Genomic DNA, 16,499 nt, shown 5'->3' with positions numbered 1-16,499 from the left:
CCGTGAGGGCAGGCCCCCTGAGCACACTCTCCGCTTCCCCTCTGAGACAGGGAAAGGACGGTTTCGCATGACGAAAGTCCTTATCAGTTGCGAGCCCGACGACCAGATAGGCGCCGACCTCCTGAGCTCGTTCGAGGACGTCGAAGTCCTCCGCTACGACCCGAACGAGTCCGTACTTACCGAGGCACAGCGGCAAGCCGAGATCCTCGTGGTTTCATTCCGGGGGAGCCATCGGCCGATCCCGCTGGTTTCCCAGCTCCCTCACCTGAAGATGACTCAACTCCTGTCGGCCGGAACCGACGAATGGGCGCCGCACGTGCCCCCTGACGTGGTTCTCGCCAGCGCTCGCGGCGGCCACGCGCATTCTGTCTCCGAATGGGTCCTGTCCGCGGTTCTCTGCCTCTACCGAGGCTGGCCTGCCCTGCTGGACTACCAGCGCGAAGGTATCTGGGCGCACCGCAAGGTCGCCCCCGACACCGTCGCGGGGAAACGGGTTCTCGTCATCGGCGCCGGCCACATCGGCACAGCCTCGGCTGAGCGACTTCGCAAGCTCGATGCCGCCACCACGCTGGTCGCAAGTACCGCACGGGGTGGTGTGCATGGCGCCGACGACATCCCGAATTTGATCGCCGACCACGACATCGTCGTCATCGCGGCGCCGCTGACCCCTGACACACGCGGATTGGTCGACCAGAAGTTCCTGGCGACGATGTCTGACGGCGCACTGCTGATCAATGTCGGCAGAGGCGAAATCGTCGACACCGACGCGCTTATCCCCGAACTCCGAAACGAGAGGTTGCGCGCGGCACTGGACGTAACCGCTCCGGAGCCATTACCGCCGGGCCACCCACTATTCAGCTGCCCTGGCGTCATCATCAGCCCGCACATGTCGAAGAACGTTCCGGGCACCGCGAAACGCTGCTACGAAGTCGCCGTGCAGCAGGTCAAGACTTTCCTTGACGGGGGCGTGCCGTCGAACATCGAACTACGTCGCTAGCCGCTGTTTGTGCAGGTACTGCCGATTTCCGAAGTTTCCAGCTAGCCTCGAAGACAGGCGTTGATCGCGCAGCAGGGGGTACAGGGGATGAGTGGACGACCTGAAGAAACCGCAGGCGGATACAACGACCGCGGCGCCGATGACTATGACGAGAATGCGTGGCAGGAGTTCACGCCGTGGAGGCCAGGTGATCCGAGCACAATCAACGAAGCGCCCGCCAGTTACGCGGCCAACGCATTCGTAGACGACCGCATCTACCGGCCGGCCGGTGGCAACACGGCAGAGGACGCAGACAGCGGAACGAGCCAATCACGAACAGGACCGGACGCACGGGAATCGCGCACACGCTGGTGGACCGAGGCAAGCGCACCCCCGAAATACAAGGCGGGCGACCAGGTGAAGAGCCGTGACGCGATCGGTGGGCCTTTCATGCGCCACGTCGACCCCGGCACCCGCGGGGAAGTGGTGGGCAAGCGCAGCGGCCTCTTCGGCGACGAATACCTCAAGGTCAAGTTCAGCAACGGCTACGTCGAAGAGGTCAAACCCGACGCTGTTCAACGAGACACCTGGTTCTGAGGAGGCAGGGTTGTCCGTAAACGACGAAGGCCGCCAGCGACTCCGCTGGCGGCCTTCGTTTGATCAAGCTCAGCTCGACTCTCCCGCGCCTGGCTGAGCGCCGCCGAGCAGGCCGACAATCTGCTGCAACGAGCGGTTCACAGTCGCGAAGCCCTCGCGCATCTCCTCGCGAAGGTCGACCTGGTCCTGGCGCAGCGCGTTCAGCGTCCCGGTGTGAGCGCGCAGCTCAGCCCGCACCTCCGCGACATCGCGATCCGCGCCGGCCGCCAGCACCCGCGCCGCGGCGGCATCGGCGGACCGATCACTCAGGTCAGCCACCAGCCGCTCAAGCCGTGCCACACGCTCCGCCAGCTCCTCGTCAGCCATGAGTCCGATCCTATCGTCAGTGCGGGGCGTGTCAGTACGCCTCGCGAACGGGTGAAATGTGGTCGTGCTCCTCGACAGCGCCGCGCCACCGAGCACCGGTGAACAGGTGAAAGCAAGCCGCTCAGTCTGACGGTGGCCCGGCCCGGCCCACACTCAACGTGACCACCGGGCCGACCTACTGAGGGCTGAATCTCAGTCCCCCAGTGGGGCGCGATAGTCTCAGTCCTAGTCTCATTCGCCCCGGTTCAAGGAGGTTCGTCAGAGTGTCCAGAACGCTTTGACCTGGGGAAATGGGGTACACGGACTTCCGTGTACGGAGGTACGCAGACTTGGAAAGCGTGTTGGGTTCACGCCCTCGCAGGTTCGAATCCTGTATCCTCCGCCGTCAGCAAGGCCCCGGACGTTCCGACGTCCGGGGCCTTGTTGATTACTTAGCAGGACCTTCACTTAACAGAGTCAGTTGATCACGCTAAGTTTAATAGTGGTCGTTCCAGCCCCCGACGTCCCAAGGAGTCCGCCAAAATGGCCGGAGTCGAAGAGATCCGCGCTGGTATCGCGCTCGCGAACGAGAAGGCATCCGCGAGCATCGCCGCACTTCAGCAGGCAGCGCAGTCTCTCGAAGAAGCCCAGCTTTCGCTTTCCCAGGCCACCCAGGGCAGCACTCAGCACGAGGTGAGCCAGGCTCACGGGCTTCTCGCCGAGGCCCTGCAAGGCATCACCGGTATGCAGAGCACCATCCAGGCGGGCATCTCGTCGGCCGAGTCGTACTCGACCCGTCTCTGACATGTACCTCGAGGAACTGCACCAGCTGCTGACGGCCGTCCAAACCGGCCTCGCCGACGGACGAGCCCATGCCGAGCGGGCCAGAAGCCTGCTCGAGGAGTCCCGGCGCGCCATCGTGGAACCCCAGGCCCAAGCCGTGCCATGGGTGCCGTCGCAGCTGGCGCAGGCCGACGAGGGAATGGAAAACCTCCTGACGCGCCTTTCCGCCGCTGACGACCTGGTCAGCGGTTACCAATCCCGCCTCTGAGATTGGCCAGCCGGTATGGGCAGCAAAGCGAGTGAACAGCGCAATCGAGTCGCGACGGCGCTCGAGCGGGTCCGGCACCAGATCGGGCTCGTCCTCGGCGCCGCCGCCGGCGCCCGCCAGGCCGCCGAGGCGGAACTGGCCAAACTGCAGCTGGAACAGCACATCGTCCGGGTGGGGATGAACAACTCCACTTCGGAGCAGTACACCGAATGGTCGCGGCATCCCGCCGCGAACGAGGTGTTCGGCCTGCTCGGCAGCGTGCGCGGCCAGTTCTACGCCGACTGGGAAGCGGGCCCGAACGCGTTGCGCGAACTCGTCGCGAACAACGCTCCGGGGCCCGCGAGCCAACAGCCCGGCAACTGGCTCGGCCGCGTCGGCGGGAATCCCGGCATCACCGCGCCCGGGCTGTGGCGCGTCGGCTCGGCGACCGTGGCGGGCAAGGACGTCCCGCGCACTTTCGACGTCGCGGTCCCCCTGCTCGACGAGTCGCATCTGTCCATCACGTCGGCGCCGAAGACCAGGGCCGCGGTCGACGGCATCGTGCAGAACCTGCTGATGCGGATCCTGAGCACGTTCGAACCCGGCGCGGTGCGGATCCATCTGTGGGACGTCGGGCAGCTGACCGCGATCCTCCCCGACCTGTACCCGCTGAGCCGCACCAGCGCGCTCACGTTGTACGACCCGGGACGGCTCGAGGACCTCCTCGACGAACTGGCCGGGCACATCCGCCGCATCCACGCGACCGGGATGCAGGCGGGGCACACGTCGCTGCGGGAGATCCGGCGGGCGAGCGGCCAGCGCGTCGAACCGTTCCGCGTCGCGGTGCTCTACGGCAACGGCGAAACCCTCGAACCGGAACGCGCCCGCGAACTGAAACGGGTCGCCACCGGGGCGCTCGCGGCCGGGATCTGCCTGATCCTGATCGACGTCCCGACCATGCTGTCGACGTCGGTCGAATCGCTGAGCCTGCACGACGAACGGCACGCGACGAGCAGCATGACCGGCCCCGACCTGATCGTCGACCTCGATCCGCCGATGCCGTCCGGGCAGGTCATCCGCGCCGCCGGGCGGATCGCCGAAGCGCTGATCGCCAAACAAGGCGGGCCGCGCGCGTTCGCCGACCTGCTGCCCACCGAGCTGGGCAAGGAGAGCTCGGCGCGGGAACTGCGGGCACCGGTCGGATTCTTCGAGGGCGAGGCGGTGGAGGTCGTCATCGGCGACGCCAGCCCGCACGTGCTCATCGGCGGGCCGAGCGGTTCGGGGAAGACGAACTTCCTGTATTCGCTGCTCGGCAGCCTCGCGGCGCGGTACTCGCCGGACGAACTCGCGCTGTACCTGCTGGACTTCAAGGAGGGCGTGTCGTTCGCCGGGCTCGCGCCGGGGCGGCGGGACGCCAGCTGGCTGCCGCACGCCAAGCTCATCGGGGTCAACGTCAACACCGACCGCGAGTTCGGCCTGGCACTGCTGCGGTTCCTCGCCGACGAGCTGCGACGCCGGTCCGCCGCGGCGAAACTGCACGAGGTCACGAACCTCGCGGACCTGCGCGAGCAGGACCCGGGCGGGCACTGGCCGCGGATCGTCGCGGTGATCGACGAGTTCCAGTACCTGTTCGCCGGCCGCGACGGCGTGACGGCGACCGCGACCCAGCTGCTGGAGGACATCGCGCGGCGAGGCCGCTCGCAGGGCATCCATCTGGTGCTGGCGAGCCAGGACGTCGCCGGGATCGAGGCCTTCTGGGGCAAACCGGCGGTGTTCGAGCAGTGCACGCTGCGGATCGCCATGCCGAAGGCGCGGCGGGTCTTGTCCGAGACCAACAACGCGGCCGTCTCGGCGCCGAAGTGGCACGCGGTGATCAACCACGATTCCGGTGTGGCGCACGGGAACCAGCTCGCCCACGTGCCGGACGCGAGCAGCAAGGACGTCTTCAACAAGCTGCAGCACCGGCTCTGGGAGCAGTACTCGGAGTCGTTCAAACGGCCCCGGCTTTTCGACGGCGCGCATTCCCCTGTGCTGGAACAGTTCCCGGCGTTCGCCGACCTGAAGCCGACGGACCGGCCACGGGCCCTGCTCGGCCAGTCCATCGACGTCGACGAGGCCGCCTGCGGGGTCGAGCTGCCGAAGGCACCGGGGCGGAACGTCGCCGTCCTCGGCGCGGCCACGGCCGAGGCATTGTCCATTATGGACTCCGCCGCGCGTTCGCTGGCCCGCCAACATCCGCACGGCTCGGTGGAGTTCGTGCTCTCGTGTCCCATCGAAGCGTCGGTCCCCGCGGTGGCCGAGCTGGCCGAGCGACTCCGCTCGGAGGGCCACCACGCGACCCTGGTCGACGATTTACCCGCCCGGGTAATCGATATCGCGGAAAATCTGTCCTCTTTGGACAAGGCGCAGGTGTTGTTGCTTTACGGCGTCGACGCTTCGATTCCCGCCCTGGAGGCGAAGGCGCCCGGACAGCTCAAGAGCGGTTTGGATCAGCTTCGGGTGCTGCTCAAGCAGGGCCCGACGCACGGCGTCCACACCATCGGCTGGTGGCGCAGCATCGCCCGGCTGAAGGACACGCTCGGTTTCGCGGGCACCGACGACATCGGCACCTGGGCGGCGTTGGACGTCCAGGGCAACGAACTGTCGCCGTTCGCCGCCGGGCAGGTCGTGCACTGGTCGCCGCGGCCCGGCCGCGCGCTGTTCTTCGACCGCACCACCCACGGTGCCCCTGAGGTGATCATCCCGTTCCAGCGTCCGGAAGGGCTTCTCGATGGATGACGGCATCACCGCGGCCATGCGGTACAAGGAGATCGTCGGCCTCGCGCGCGCTTCGGCGGAGAACCTCCGGAACTGGGAGATCGGCCGCGCGGACGAACTGGAAGCCCGGCTCGCCGAGGCGCACCAGGCCGTCGCGGACGCCGCCGAACGCGAGCAGCGCGCCGTCGACCGGTGCACGCGCTGGTGGAAGATGGCGCAGCACAACGTCGAAGGGCTCAGCTGGCTGCCGGAGGACGAAGAGCCGCGTCCGGTGCTGACCGCGCGGGCCGGGTACCTGGAGAAGTACCTGGAAGAGGTCAAGCCGAGCTACCAGGAACTCGTGCAGGCCGTCCTTTCCCTGGGCTGGCGCGCCAAACGCTCCTGACCTGCCCGCGTTTCGTCCTCTGGATGCGGTACTTGCGCGTGCAAGTACCGCATCCAGAGGACTAATTGCGGGTCATGGGCGCCCGAAGACGCGCTCCAGGTAGTCCGCCAGGTCCCAGAACGCGTCCTGGACCGGGTTGCCGGCGCTCGGCCGGAACCGCAGCACCTGCGGGTCGTGGTCGCTCGCCTGCTTCGCGAACTCGGCGTTCAGGTGGACGACGTCGTAGTCGATCCCGCGCGGCGCCTTCGACGCCAGGATGTGGTCCAGCACCTGCGACTGGCCCTCGAAAACGTAGCTGTACCGCTCGTTCTCGGGCAGCGACGCGATGAGGTCCTTCAGCGCGCCACCGGCGGTCAGCGTCTTCACGGCGGGCGAGAACGGGTAGTCGTTCAGGTCGCCGGCCACGACGACGTTCGCGTTCTTGTCCGAAGCGAGCAGCTTGTCGACGAAGCCCCGGAGCAGGGTCGCCTGCTTGGCCCGCTGCACCTCGGAACTCCGGACCGGCGGCTGGTTGCGGCCGTGGGTCGGCTGGTCGCCGCCCTTGGAGTTGAAGTGGTTCGCGATGACGAACACGGTGCGGCCCTGGAAGACGAACTCGCCCGCCAGCGGTTTGCGGCTGGCTTCCCACGCCTCGTTCCCGGGCTCGACCCGGCCGGGCGAGACGGTCAGGTGGGTCTTGCCGCGTTCCTTGACCACGTCGACGGGCGTGGTCGCGGTACCGCCTGGCCGGTCCACAAAGGACACCCGAGCCGGGTTGAACAGAAAGCCGACGCGGATGTTTCCGCCCGGCTGACCGCCGTCCTTGCCGTTCTCCGGGTCGATCTGACGCCACTCGTAACGCGGGCCGCCGGCGGCGACGATCGCGTCGACGAATTTCTTCAGCGTCTGGTCCGCGGCGACGGTGCCGTCGTTCGTCGGCCCGTTGTTGTCCTGGATCTCTTCCAGATTCAGGATGTCCGGCTTCGCAAGGTTGGTGGCGATGGCCTTCGCCAGCTCGCCGAACTTCTCCGCACTGTCCAAAGCGGACAGATTCTCGACGTTGTAGGTCGCCACGGAAAGCTCACCGCCGCGCTGCGCACGAGTACTCTCCCGCTGCAACCCGTTGTCCTTGGCGGCGCCCAGCTTCGTCGCGAACAGCGTGTAGCCGCCGAAGTTGCTGTACTCGACCGGGCCGGAGGTCTCGCCGGTGAGCACGTCGCCGGTGTTGACCTTCGGGAACGGCTGCTCGGCGAACGGGATCAGCGACGCGACCTTGAGCACGCCGGTGTTGAGCCGGTCGTAGTCCAGGTACACCGCGCCGCCGCGGACGCTCGGGTTCTGCCGCGGCTTGGTGGTCACGTAGAGCTCGTTGAACGACGACGTCGGGCCGACGACGCGCGCGTCGGAGACGCTGACGATCTCGCTTTCGTGCGTCTCCCAGAAGTCCAGCGAGTACTTCGCCGGCTCCAGCGGCAACGGCTCGATGCTGCCGCCCGGTGCGGGGGCGACGATGTCCGGGACCGTGTCCGGCGTGACGACGGTCGGTGCGGGCAGGGCGTTCCCGCTCGACTCGACCGTCCACTGTGCACTCGTCAGCTCGGTGAGCGACTGATACGGCGAGGTCGCCGGAGCGTCCGGGTAGAACTCGCGGACGGTGCCGGTCGCGGTCACCGCGTCGCCGACGGCCACGGCAGGCGTGGTCGAACCGGTGAAGACGAACAGCCCCTCGCTGGTGCGCGGGTCGGCGTCGGGCGCGGGGTCGGTGATCCAGAACCCGCGCGCCGAACCGAAACCCCGGATCCCGGTCACGACGCCGGTGGCCCCCGCGACCTTCCGGTCCTTGAGCGGCGAGATCCGCGTGGTGCCCTGGATGTCGTGGATCTTCGCGTCGACCGGCGGCGGGCCGGTCTCGCCCGGCGTCTCACCCTTGCCGTTGGTCGGAGTGGGCGCGCCGGAGGTGAAATCGGCGGCGTTGTCGTCGGTGTCCGCGAGCGTCGCGCCCCTGGCGACGGACGCGGTGTTGGACGGCGCGGGCGCCGCGGCCCCCTCACGGATGACGGCGGTGGAGCCGAAGCCGACCAGATCCTTGATCCGGGAGTCGGCCGCGCAGTCGGTGGCCGTCTTGCAGGTCAGCGCCGTGGTGCCCTGGACGAGCGCGATGGTCCCGGCGGTCGCGGACAGGGCCAGCGAGCCGGTGGCGTCCGGCGTCGGCAGCGCGACGGTGCCACCCGAACCCTTCGCCTGCGCGACGAGGTACCGCGCGCCCGGCGCGACACCGCCGGCCAGCGGCGTGACCTGCCAGCTGTTCCCCGACGCCGGCGCGTACTGGACGCTGAAGCCGTCGAGGCTCACCGCGGCCGTGCCGCGGTTGGCGAGTTCGACGAAGTCGTTGGTCAGCATGGCGCCGGAATTGCCGCCACCGCCGTAGACCTCGGCGATCACGGCGTCGGCGCTGGGCGCGGCGAGTGCGGCCGGAGCGGTCATGCCGCTCACGACCAGGCCGGAGGCGACGGCCGCGGTCAGCGCCCTTCTCCGGGCAGCACGTCGGGATGTGGTCACGCTGAGTCCCCTTTTCACAAGATCGGTCGACGCATACTCCCCCGAACAAGTGAAATGAGGAAGACGACAAGACAACGATTCGTCACGGCTAGCCCGTTCGGACCCTGGTTTCGCCGTGTTCCCGCGTGAGAAGATCGAACTCCGCCGCCTGTCACACCAGGAGGCGTCTTCATGCGCAGACTGCTTTGCGCGCTCATCGCGGCCGGTCTCGTGATCCCGGTTCCCCCGGCGGCCGCCAAGCCACCGGAGAAAGCCGCGTTCGACGTGATGACCCCGGCGAGCACGGTCGCGTCCCGCACCGACCGGCGGCCGAACGCGGGCGGGGTCTTCGATCCGGTCGCGCGCAAGACCTTCATCTCGTGGTCCGGCAAGGCCGCGGACACCTACGTCCAGGCCTACGACCACCGGACCGGGGACTGGACCGCGCCGAAGAAGATCGCGGACGGGGAGTCCGATCCGCACAACTACCCGACGATGCTGCTGGCGGGCGACGGACATCTGCTGATCTTCCGCGGCATGCACAACACGCGGACCGTGATCAGCCGAGCGCCACTCGCCCATTCCCTCGACGGCACCTGGACCACTACCGAAGTGCCCGAGGGCGACTCGGCGAGCTACCCGATGCCGGTCAAAACCGTCGACGGCACGCTGTTCCTGTTCTACCGCGAGACCACGAACGAGCTGGATCCGACGGCGAACTCCGACTTCCGGCCGATGAAGTACCTCGTTTCCCGCGATCACGGGAAGACGTGGAAGAACTCGGTGCAGCTGACCGGGAAACGGTGGGCGTTCGGCTCGCTGGGCCGGGCGGACCACATGGACGAGATCTACGTCGGACAGCTGCGTTACCTGCCGTCGACCGGGCGGATCCAGTTCGTCTACACGCTCGCGGGCGGCGGGCCGTCGCAGCACAAGCACGACGTCTACCACCGGAACGTCTACTACCTGTCGTTCGACGTCCGCACCCTGCGATTCTTCTCCGCGTCGGGCCACGATCTCGGCACGCAGGTCGACGACGCCGAGCAGGAGCGGTATCTCAAGGTCGTCGAGACCCCGCTCGAACTCCCCGGCGGGCTCAAGTCGCCGGACTACATCCTGCAGGTGGGCACCCAGCGGGACGGCAAACCGTTCGTCACCTGGTTCCAGTTCGACGCCGCGGGCTCGCCGCGCGATTTCGCGGGCGCGTGGAACGGCCGGGACTGGGAAGTGCGGGAAGTCGCGAACGGACTCCGATTGCGCGAGATCGAACAGCTCAATGGCGGCACTTGGCGCGTTTACGCGACACGAGACGGGCTGCCGAACATCGAAACGTTCCTGCTGGAGAACGGCCGCGTCTGGAAACCGGAAACCTTGATCACCACGCCGAAACCGGTCCAGCGCGTCGAAGTGATCACCGGTTTCCGCGACCCCGCCCGCATTCTGGCGACCGGAGCGTCCAGTGCCCGTGACGTCTCCGTGGCCGACGGTGACATTTATGTCGCGGGAGCCCCGCGCAGATAGCCCATTGGTGTTCCCCTGCCTTAAATGAACCTCAAGTCCGGGTACAACCCGGCATTCCCGGAGCTACCTTTGGCGACGTGAGCGAGGACACAAATCCTCCCTCACGTCGCCGGAGGAGGTGTCCGATGAACTGGCTCATCGTCGGTACGGCACTGGTTCTGCTGCTGAGCATCGCCATGGCCGTCGACCTGCGCGACCGGAAACGCGGCGGGCGCCCGGTGGCCCCTTTCGGCGGCGCACGGCTCGACGCCGTACTGCGCGAGGCCGACTTGGGCGAGCGGCACATGACCTTCTGACGCTCGCCGGGGAGGGCGAGCAGGGGGAACTGGGGGCGCACCGCCGGTGCACGGGACCCGTCGGGGGAGGACGGAGCCCGTACACCGGCGGTGCGTCATTTCCGCACTCGCGTGATCAGAGGCGTAACTCGCGTGATCAGAGGCGTCACTCGCGTGCTTGGAGGCGTAACTCAGCGCTCGAGTTCCTGCCGCGCCTTGTACTTGCCGATGAGCGACTTCGCGCCGGCGACCGCCGCCTTGCCCGCGCCCTTCGCGCTCGCCGCCAGGAACGTCGTCCAGTCGAAGTAGTCGCGCCACAGCACGATCCGGCCGTCGCGCACTTCGAACGTGCCGCACACCCAGAACTCGGCCTCCCACGAACCGCGCCGCAGGACGTCGGTGCGCTCGGTGAGCACGATCGGCCCGTCGGCGGCGATGTGGTGGGTGCGCGCCTCGAACCCGCTTCCGTAGCGGGCCATGGTGCGCAGCTGCTTCTCCACCGCCGAAAGGCCGCGGGCCGGGGGCAGCGGGACGTTCTGATAGACGATGTCGATCGCGACGAAGCCCAGCGCGCGGTCGATGTCGAACTCTTCGAGGGCCTGAAGGAAACCGGTCACCACGGTCTTCGGATCCGTCATGCCCGCCAAGGCTAATCCGGTTTTGAACCGCCGGAAGGTCACAGCCGTATCACAGAGCGGAGGGGCCGGTTTTCCCTGACTACGGAGGTATCGATGCGACGGCGACTGCCGATGGCCCTGTTCGCGCTGGTCGTCTGGGCGCTCGCGGGCTGCTCGACGGCCACGGGCGCCGCACCGGCGACACCGGGCGCCAACCAGGCCGACATCACCTTCTCCCAGCAGATGGTGCCGCATCACCAGCAGTCGATCCAGGTGGCGAACCTGGCCGCGGAACGGTCGGCATCCGAGTACGTGAAGGCCACCGCGGCCAAGATCGTCGAGGCGGAGTCGGCCGAAGTCCGGACGATGACCGCCTGGCTCCAGTCGTGGAACGCGGCCGTGCTCCCCGCGGCGGGCCACGCCGGGCACGCGATGCCCGGGATGATCACCGAAGGGCAGGTCGCGTCGCTGCAGAACCTGACCGGCGCCGAATTCGACAAGATGTGGCTCCCGCTGATGGCCGAACATCTGCGCAACGGCGTCGCGATGGCCAAGACCGTGCTGTCGTCGGGCGAGCACGCCGAGACGAAGGCGCTGGCACACGAGATCGTCGAGAACCAGACGGCGGCGATCGGCGAGATCACCGCGCAGCTTTCCTGACCCCCTGAAGGCCCTCCAACGCCCTCCGGTATTGTTCTCGGCGGTGGCGTGTCCGAGCGGCCGAAGGAGCACGACTCGAAATCGTGTGACGGTTAATACCCGTCCGTGGGTTCAAATCCCACCGCCACCGCAGCGAAGAGCCGGTCTCCACGGAGACCGGCTCTTCTGCGTTCGCGGCTACTTGTTGAACTTGTCCTTCAGGTCCTGCACGCCGCCTTCCGCGCGGTCGCGCAGGTCGTGCCCGGCCTCCTTGACCTCACCCTTGGTCTGGTCGGCTCGGCCGGAGTTCGCGAGGTCCTGGTTGTCCGTCTTTTCGCCGAGCTTCTCCTTGGCGGCGCCGATGGCCTGCTCGGCCTTGTCCTTCGCCTTGTCGAAAACGCTCATGGCGGATGTTCCTCCTTAGACCGCGGCCGCCGTTTGCGGCCGCCTGTCCGGAGGGTTACCCGGGAAGCCGGGTCCGACACATCGATCACCCGGTGCGGTTACCCCGTTGCCCGTGGAAGAAGTCTTCGAGCAGGGCCGCGCATTCGGCCTCCAGCACCCCGCCGAGGACTTCCGCGCGGTGGCTGAGCCGCCGGTCGCGGACGACGTCCCACAGCGACCCCACGGCCCCGGTCTTGGGCTCCCAGGCGCCGAAGACGACCTTCTCGACCCGCGCCATCACGAGGGCGCCGGCGCACATCGTGCACGGCTCCAGGGTCACCGCGAGCGTGCACCCTTCGAGCCGCCAGCCGTCGCCGTAGATCTTCGACGCGGCTCGCAGCGCGAGGATCTCCGCGTGCGCCGTCGGGTCGCCGAGCTCTTCGCGGGCGTTGCGCGCGGACGCGAGCGGGGTCCCGTCCGGCGCCAGGACGACGGCACCGATCGGCACGTCTTCGCCCGCACCTCGCGCCGCCGCGATCGCCGCCCGGACGGCGGCGATGTCGGCGGCGGAGGCGGCGGGGCTCAGATCTCGTCCAGGATCTTGGTGAACTCGGGGGCGAATCCGCACCGCTGCGCGACCATCTGGAGCTGTTCGTCCGGATAGAGGTCGACTTCGCCGACGATCACCTGCAGCTCGGCCCCGGGCAGTCCGAGGTCGGACAGGATCTCCAGGTCGCCTTCCGGCCAGACCGCGTCGTCGTCCTCGTCCGGCGGGTCGACTCTCAGCACGTCGAGGACGTCGGCGGCGATGTCGTAATCGAGCGCCGCGGCGGCGTCGGACAGCAACAGCGACGGCCCTCTCGGACTCGGCCGGACGATCACGAAGAACTCGTCGTCCACCGCCAGCAGCCCGAACGCGGCACCTGTCGAACGCAGTTTGCCCAGCTCCGTGATCGCAGCGTCGAGCTCGCCGAGCGCCCCCGGATCAAGAGAGCTGCACCGCCACCGACCGTCCTCCCGCACCACGGCCACCGCGAACCCCGTGATCGGCTCTTGCACCGCCATGCGCACACCGTATTCCGCCCGCATTCGGAACGCACGCACGGTGCGCCCGAAGCGCCGCATGCGCCACTATCGAGACATGACCGGACCCACCGACCTGCCCACCCTCCCCGACTCGCGCTTCGCCGGTTTGCTGGACGAAGCCCGTGCTCTCCAGACGAAAACCGTGGAGCTCCGCCGGGAGATCCACCGGAATCCGGAGATCGGCCTCCACCTGCCGAAGACCCAGTCCTCGATCAAAGCGGCCCTCGAGGGCCTGCCGCTGGAGATCACCGAGGGCAAATCGACCACTTCGCTGACCGCCGTCCTCCGCGGCGGGAAGCCGGGCCCGGCGATCCTGCTCCGCGGCGACATGGACGCGCTGCCGCTGCACGAGGACACCGGGCTCGACTTCGCCTCCGAAGACGACGGCGCGATGCACGCCTGCGGGCACGACACCCACGTCGCGATGCTGGCGTCGGCGGCGCGGCTGCTCTGCGAGCACGTCGACGAGCTGGCCGGTTCGGTGGTGTTCATGTTCCAGCCCGGCGAAGAGGGCGAGCACGGCGCGCGCCACATGATCCACGAAGGCGTGCTCGACGCCGCGGACGAGCGCGTCGAGAAGGCCTTCGGCCTGCACATCTTCACCCAGGTCGCGTCCGGCATCGTGCAGACGCGGCCGGGTCCGATCATGGCGTCGGCGAACAGCTTCCACGTCACCGTCACCGGCCGGGGCGGGCACGGTTCCGCGCCGCACCAGGCGATCGACCCGGTGCCGGCGGCGGCCGCGATGGTGAGCGCGTTGCAGACGATGGTGACCCGCAAGGTGAGCGTGTTCGAGCCCGCGGTGGTGTCGGTAACCCGCATCGAGACGGGCACGACGACGAACATCATCCCGGAGACGGCGTTCCTCGAGGGCACGATCCGCACGCTGTCCGAGCGGACGCAGGCGTTCGTGCGCGAGGAGCTGCCGCGGGTGTGCGAGGCGGTCGGCGCGGCGCACGGCGTCAAGGTGAGCGCCGAGGTCCTTCCCGGCTACCCGGTCTCGGTGAACGATCCGCGGGTCGCGGGCCGGGTACTGGAACTGGCGGCCGAGGTCCTCGGCGCCGGCAACTCCGAGGTCATGGAGAACCCGGTGATGGGCGCGGAGGACTTCTCCTATGTCCTGCAGCGGGTGCCGGGCGCGTTCGCGTTCCTGGGGGCCTGCCCGCCCGAGGCCGATCTGGCCACAGTGGAGGCGAACCACTCGAACCGGGTGGTCTTCGACGAAGACGCGATGGCCAACGGCGTGGCGATGTACGCCGCCTTCGCCCTCGACGCCCTTCGATAGCCTTTACACAACAGCGTTGATTTAATGGGTGCCATGAGCGATGACACCCTGGCCGTCCTGGCCGCACAGGAGGAGCGCCTGGTCTTCCGCCGGTTCGACAACGAGACCGCGCTGAAGCTGGGCGCTCACTTGCTCGCGGCGGCACGGGACCGCGCCCTCCCGGTGACGGTCTCCGTGCGCCGCGGCGGGCAGCGGCTGTTCCACGCGGCACTGCCGGGCACCTCGGCCGACAACGACGCGTGGATCGACCGCAAGAGCCGCGTCGTCGACCGATACGGGCACAGCTCGTTCCTCGTCGGCGAACAGTTCCGCGCGAAGGGCACGACGTTCGAAGCCGATTCCCGGCTCGATCCGGATCTGTACGCCGCGCACGGCGGCGTGTTCCCGGTGATCGTCGAGGGAGTGGGCCCGGTCGGCACCGTCGGCGTCTCGGGCCTGCCCCAGGCCGACGATCACGCGTTCGTCGTGGAGCAACTGGAAGCCTTCCTCGCCGAACTGTCCTAAGTAGACTATCCACGGAGTTGTCCACAGGTTGTTCACGTGTGGACAACTCCGTGCGGCGGCGGCAAAACCGGACGAGTTCCGGTGATTTCTTGACAAAATCCCTAGTGGTCTAGTCCAATCTCTGACGTGATCTAAACCACATCAGAGGGAGTCCCCATGCGCCGGAAAGCCGCCGTCGGCATCGTTTTCCTCTTACTGAGCCTGCTGATGCCCGCCGCGGCGCACGCCGCGATCCCGGCCCACGCCCTGGTCGGCTACCTGCACGCGAGCTTCGCGAACGGCTCCGGCTACACGAGGATCGCCGACGTTCCCGATGACTGGGACATCATCGACCTCGCCTTCGCCGAGCCGACTTCCGTGACCTCGGGCGAACTCCGGTTCGGTCTGTGCCCGGCGACGGAATGCCCGAACGTCGAATCCGAGGCGGAGTTCATCGCCGGGATCAAGGCGCAACGGGAGAAGGGCAAGAAGGTCGTCATCTCCGTCGGCGGCCAGAACGGGCAGGTTCAGCTGACGACGGCCGCCGCGCGGGACGCGTTCGTCAGTTCAGCGAGCGCCATCATCGACAAGTACGGCCTGGACGGGATCGACATCGACTTCGAGGGCCACTCGCTGTCCCTGGATCCCGGCGACAGTGACTTCAAGAACCCGAAGACGCCCGTCGTGGTCAACCTGATCTCCGCGTTGAAGACGTTGAAAGCCAAGTACGGCGACGGCTTCGTGCTGACGATGGCGCCGGAGACGTTCTTCGTCCAACTGGGACACCAGTTCTACGGACCGGGTCCGAACGGGAGCGCCGATCCGCGTTCCGGGGCCTATCTGCCGGTGCTCCACGCGCTGCGGGATTCGCTGACCGTGCTGCACGTCCAGGACTACAACTCCGGCCCGATCATGGGCCTCGACGGCCAGTACCACACGATGGGGACCGCGGACTTCCACACGGCGATGACCGACATGGTGCTCACCGGCTTCCCCGTCGCGGGCGACGCGGCGAACGTCTTCCCCGCGCTGAAACCGGAACAGGTCGCGATCGGCCTGCCGGCGTCACCGTCGGCGGGCAACGGGCACACGACGCCGTCGGAGGTGGGGGCGTCGCTGGACTGCCTGACCAAGGGGAGCGGCTGCGGCGGGTACAAGCCGCGCGGCACCTTCCCGGCGCTGCGCGGACTGATGACCTGGTCGATCAACTGGGACAAGTTCGGCGGCTGGGAGTTCTCGAAGAACTTCACTTCGTACTTCGGCTGACGTCCCGGGGCCGGCACGGGTCCGCGGCACGGTCAAGTGGGTCGCGAGTGGCGTTTCGGGTTCCATTGAGGGGTAAGTCAAACGTGGCGCGGGCTCTCTCCGCTGACGTCCAAGCGCCGCTGAGTGTCCACAAGGGACAGTTTCTGGCTGCGCGATGTCCGGTTCATGTCTATATGTACGATCCCGGCCGGGGCCGAAGGCTCCTTTCACCGCATTAGACGCGGCGAAGGGAGCCTGCATCCCACCATCGGCCCGCCCGGGAACACGCCACGTTCGACCTTGAGCCTGACCCGAAACGCCACTCACGACCACGGTGACCGAGCGTCCCAACTTTCA

At 67.9% G+C, this 16,499-nt stretch carries 18 protein-coding genes and 1 tRNA gene; 13 read left to right on the top strand and 6 right to left on the bottom strand.

Translation table 11 applies throughout. The features are described 5' to 3' along the window. The first annotated feature begins 67 nt into the window (after nt 1–67). Together ACIRGA_RS12915 and ACIRGA_RS12910 are read left to right on the top strand one after the other, a co-directional pair. Nucleotides 68–997, top strand: coding sequence for an NAD(P)-dependent oxidoreductase (locus ACIRGA_RS12915; protein ID WP_400940108.1), 930 nt, complete (start codon nt 68–70; stop codon nt 995–997). Between the two features lie 60 nt (nt 998–1,057). Further along, nucleotides 1,058–1,573 (top strand): hypothetical protein, encoded by a 516-nt coding sequence (locus tag ACIRGA_RS12910; protein ID WP_400940106.1) that lies wholly within the window; start codon nt 1,058–1,060, stop codon nt 1,571–1,573. Nucleotides 1,574–1,642: 69 nt separating this feature from the next. On the opposite strand, the gene ACIRGA_RS12905 is transcribed toward ACIRGA_RS12910, so the two are convergent. Then, on the bottom strand, nt 1,643–1,939 hold the full coding sequence (locus ACIRGA_RS12905; RefSeq protein WP_400940103.1) for a hypothetical protein: 297 nt from the start codon (nt 1,937–1,939) through the stop codon (nt 1,643–1,645). Nucleotides 1,940–2,461: 522 nt separating this feature from the next. Between ACIRGA_RS12905 and ACIRGA_RS12900 the strand changes: the two genes are divergently transcribed. The 4 genes from ACIRGA_RS12900 to ACIRGA_RS12885 are packed head-to-tail and all read left to right on the top strand — an operon-like array spanning nt 2,462 to nt 6,090. Beyond that, nucleotides 2,462–2,722, top strand: coding sequence for a hypothetical protein (locus ACIRGA_RS12900; protein ID WP_005167132.1), 261 nt, complete (start codon nt 2,462–2,464; stop codon nt 2,720–2,722). 1 nt (nt 2,723) lies between these two features. Further along, entirely contained in the window at nt 2,724–2,969 is a 246-nt protein-coding gene (locus tag ACIRGA_RS12895) for a hypothetical protein (protein ID WP_400940100.1), read from the top strand. Between the two features lie 15 nt (nt 2,970–2,984). Then, nucleotides 2,985–5,726 (top strand): FtsK/SpoIIIE domain-containing protein, encoded by a 2,742-nt coding sequence (locus ACIRGA_RS12890; RefSeq protein WP_400940098.1) that lies wholly within the window; start codon nt 2,985–2,987, stop codon nt 5,724–5,726. Beyond that, on the top strand, nt 5,719–6,090 hold the full coding sequence (locus tag ACIRGA_RS12885; protein WP_400940096.1) for a hypothetical protein: 372 nt from the start codon (nt 5,719–5,721) through the stop codon (nt 6,088–6,090). Before ACIRGA_RS12890 ends, ACIRGA_RS12885 begins: the two co-directional genes overlap by 8 nt. A 72-nt stretch (nt 6,091–6,162) precedes the next feature. Here the strand turns inward: ACIRGA_RS12885 and ACIRGA_RS12880 are convergent, their stop codons facing one another. Next, nucleotides 6,163–8,553 carry an endonuclease/exonuclease/phosphatase family protein gene (locus ACIRGA_RS12880; RefSeq protein WP_400940336.1) on the bottom strand — a complete coding sequence of 797 codons (2,391 nt, stop codon included), beginning with the start codon at nt 8,551–8,553 and terminating at the stop codon, nt 6,163–6,165. Between the two features lie 246 nt (nt 8,554–8,799). Between ACIRGA_RS12880 and ACIRGA_RS12875 the strand changes: the two genes are divergently transcribed. Next, complete coding sequence (locus tag ACIRGA_RS12875; RefSeq protein ID WP_400940093.1) at nt 8,800–10,128, top strand: BNR-4 repeat-containing protein; 1,329 nt, start codon at nt 8,800–8,802, stop codon at nt 10,126–10,128. Nucleotides 10,129–10,253: 125 nt separating this feature from the next. After that, nucleotides 10,254–10,424 (top strand): hypothetical protein, encoded by a 171-nt coding sequence (locus ACIRGA_RS12870; protein WP_400940090.1) that lies wholly within the window; start codon nt 10,254–10,256, stop codon nt 10,422–10,424. A gap of 170 nt (nt 10,425–10,594) precedes the next feature. Here ACIRGA_RS12870 and ACIRGA_RS12865 read toward each other — a convergent pair whose 3' ends face one another. Then, a complete protein-coding gene (locus ACIRGA_RS12865; RefSeq protein WP_400940088.1) occupies nt 10,595–11,041 on the bottom strand; it encodes a limonene-1,2-epoxide hydrolase family protein in 447 nt (148 codons plus the stop codon). 93 nt (nt 11,042–11,134) lie between these two features. Between ACIRGA_RS12865 and ACIRGA_RS12860 the strand changes: the two genes are divergently transcribed. Both ACIRGA_RS12860 and ACIRGA_RS12855 read left to right on the top strand, forming a co-directional pair. Then, nucleotides 11,135–11,680 carry a DUF305 domain-containing protein gene (locus ACIRGA_RS12860; protein ID WP_400940086.1) on the top strand — a complete coding sequence of 182 codons (546 nt, stop codon included), beginning with the start codon at nt 11,135–11,137 and terminating at the stop codon, nt 11,678–11,680. 42 nt (nt 11,681–11,722) lie between these two features. Then, nucleotides 11,723–11,810 (top strand) — tRNA-Ser (locus ACIRGA_RS12855). Between the two features lie 47 nt (nt 11,811–11,857). Here ACIRGA_RS12855 and ACIRGA_RS12850 read toward each other — a convergent pair. The 3 genes from ACIRGA_RS12850 to ACIRGA_RS12840 form a co-directional block, all read right to left on the bottom strand. After that, the gene (locus ACIRGA_RS12850) at nt 11,858–12,064 is read right to left on the bottom strand and encodes a CsbD family protein (RefSeq protein ID WP_037334843.1); all 207 of its coding nucleotides are present in this window, start codon (nt 12,062–12,064) and stop codon (nt 11,858–11,860) included. Nucleotides 12,065–12,149: 85 nt separating this feature from the next. Beyond that, nucleotides 12,150–12,602, bottom strand: coding sequence for a nucleoside deaminase (locus tag ACIRGA_RS12845; protein ID WP_400940334.1), 453 nt, complete (start codon nt 12,600–12,602; stop codon nt 12,150–12,152). A 23-nt stretch (nt 12,603–12,625) separates the two neighbouring features. Then, entirely contained in the window at nt 12,626–13,108 is a 483-nt protein-coding gene (locus ACIRGA_RS12840; protein ID WP_400940083.1) for a tRNA adenosine deaminase-associated protein, read from the bottom strand. 76 nt (nt 13,109–13,184) lie between these two features. On the opposite strand from ACIRGA_RS12840, the gene ACIRGA_RS12835 reads away from it, so the two are divergent. From ACIRGA_RS12835 to ACIRGA_RS12825, 3 genes are all read left to right on the top strand, one after another. Continuing rightward, the gene (locus ACIRGA_RS12835; RefSeq protein ID WP_400940081.1) at nt 13,185–14,414 is read left to right on the top strand and encodes a M20 family metallopeptidase; all 1,230 of its coding nucleotides are present in this window, start codon (nt 13,185–13,187) and stop codon (nt 14,412–14,414) included. A 33-nt stretch (nt 14,415–14,447) separates the two neighbouring features. Next, nucleotides 14,448–14,918, top strand: coding sequence for a heme-degrading domain-containing protein (locus ACIRGA_RS12830; RefSeq protein ID WP_400940078.1), 471 nt, complete (start codon nt 14,448–14,450; stop codon nt 14,916–14,918). 156 nt (nt 14,919–15,074) lie between these two features. Further along, nucleotides 15,075–16,163 (top strand): chitinase, encoded by a 1,089-nt coding sequence (locus ACIRGA_RS12825; RefSeq protein WP_400940076.1) that lies wholly within the window; start codon nt 15,075–15,077, stop codon nt 16,161–16,163. Nucleotides 16,164–16,499 lie beyond the last annotated feature (336 nt).

The organism is Amycolatopsis sp. NPDC102389 (assembly GCF_044765885.1).
Taxonomy (GTDB): Bacteria; Actinomycetota; Actinomycetes; order Mycobacteriales; family Pseudonocardiaceae; genus Amycolatopsis.
This window is presented reverse-complemented; position numbering and strand designations above follow the sequence as displayed.

Excerpts from the sequence above, each read along its gene's own strand:
- ACIRGA_RS12860 (WP_400940086.1), top strand. The coding sequence starts at position 11,135 with ATGCGACGGCGACTGCCGATGGCCCTGTTCGCGCTGGTCGTCTGGGCG.
- ACIRGA_RS12915 (WP_400940108.1), top strand. The coding sequence starts at position 68 with ATGACGAAAGTCCTTATCAGTTGCGAGCCCGACGACCAGATAGGCGCC.
- ACIRGA_RS12885 (WP_400940096.1), top strand. The coding sequence starts at position 5,719 with ATGGATGACGGCATCACCGCGGCCATGCGGTACAAGGAGATCGTCGGC.
- ACIRGA_RS12835 (WP_400940081.1), top strand. The coding sequence starts at position 13,185 with ATGACCGGACCCACCGACCTGCCCACCCTCCCCGACTCGCGCTTCGCC.
- ACIRGA_RS12830 (WP_400940078.1), top strand. The coding sequence starts at position 14,448 with ATGAGCGATGACACCCTGGCCGTCCTGGCCGCACAGGAGGAGCGCCTG.
- ACIRGA_RS12865 (WP_400940088.1), bottom strand. The coding sequence starts at position 11,041 with ATGACGGATCCGAAGACCGTGGTGACCGGTTTCCTTCAGGCCCTCGAA.
- ACIRGA_RS12840 (WP_400940083.1), bottom strand. The coding sequence starts at position 13,108 with ATGGCGGTGCAAGAGCCGATCACGGGGTTCGCGGTGGCCGTGGTGCGG.
- ACIRGA_RS12870 (WP_400940090.1), top strand. The coding sequence starts at position 10,254 with ATGAACTGGCTCATCGTCGGTACGGCACTGGTTCTGCTGCTGAGCATC.
- ACIRGA_RS12825 (WP_400940076.1), top strand. The coding sequence starts at position 15,075 with ATGCGCCGGAAAGCCGCCGTCGGCATCGTTTTCCTCTTACTGAGCCTG.
- ACIRGA_RS12895 (WP_400940100.1), top strand. The coding sequence starts at position 2,724 with ATGTACCTCGAGGAACTGCACCAGCTGCTGACGGCCGTCCAAACCGGC.
- ACIRGA_RS12905 (WP_400940103.1), bottom strand. The coding sequence starts at position 1,939 with ATGGCTGACGAGGAGCTGGCGGAGCGTGTGGCACGGCTTGAGCGGCTG.
- ACIRGA_RS12850 (WP_037334843.1), bottom strand. The coding sequence starts at position 12,064 with ATGAGCGTTTTCGACAAGGCGAAGGACAAGGCCGAGCAGGCCATCGGC.
- ACIRGA_RS12890 (WP_400940098.1), top strand. The coding sequence starts at position 2,985 with ATGGGCAGCAAAGCGAGTGAACAGCGCAATCGAGTCGCGACGGCGCTC.
- ACIRGA_RS12880 (WP_400940336.1), bottom strand. The coding sequence starts at position 8,553 with ATGACCGCTCCGGCCGCACTCGCCGCGCCCAGCGCCGACGCCGTGATC.
- ACIRGA_RS12900 (WP_005167132.1), top strand. The coding sequence starts at position 2,462 with ATGGCCGGAGTCGAAGAGATCCGCGCTGGTATCGCGCTCGCGAACGAG.
- ACIRGA_RS12875 (WP_400940093.1), top strand. The coding sequence starts at position 8,800 with ATGCGCAGACTGCTTTGCGCGCTCATCGCGGCCGGTCTCGTGATCCCG.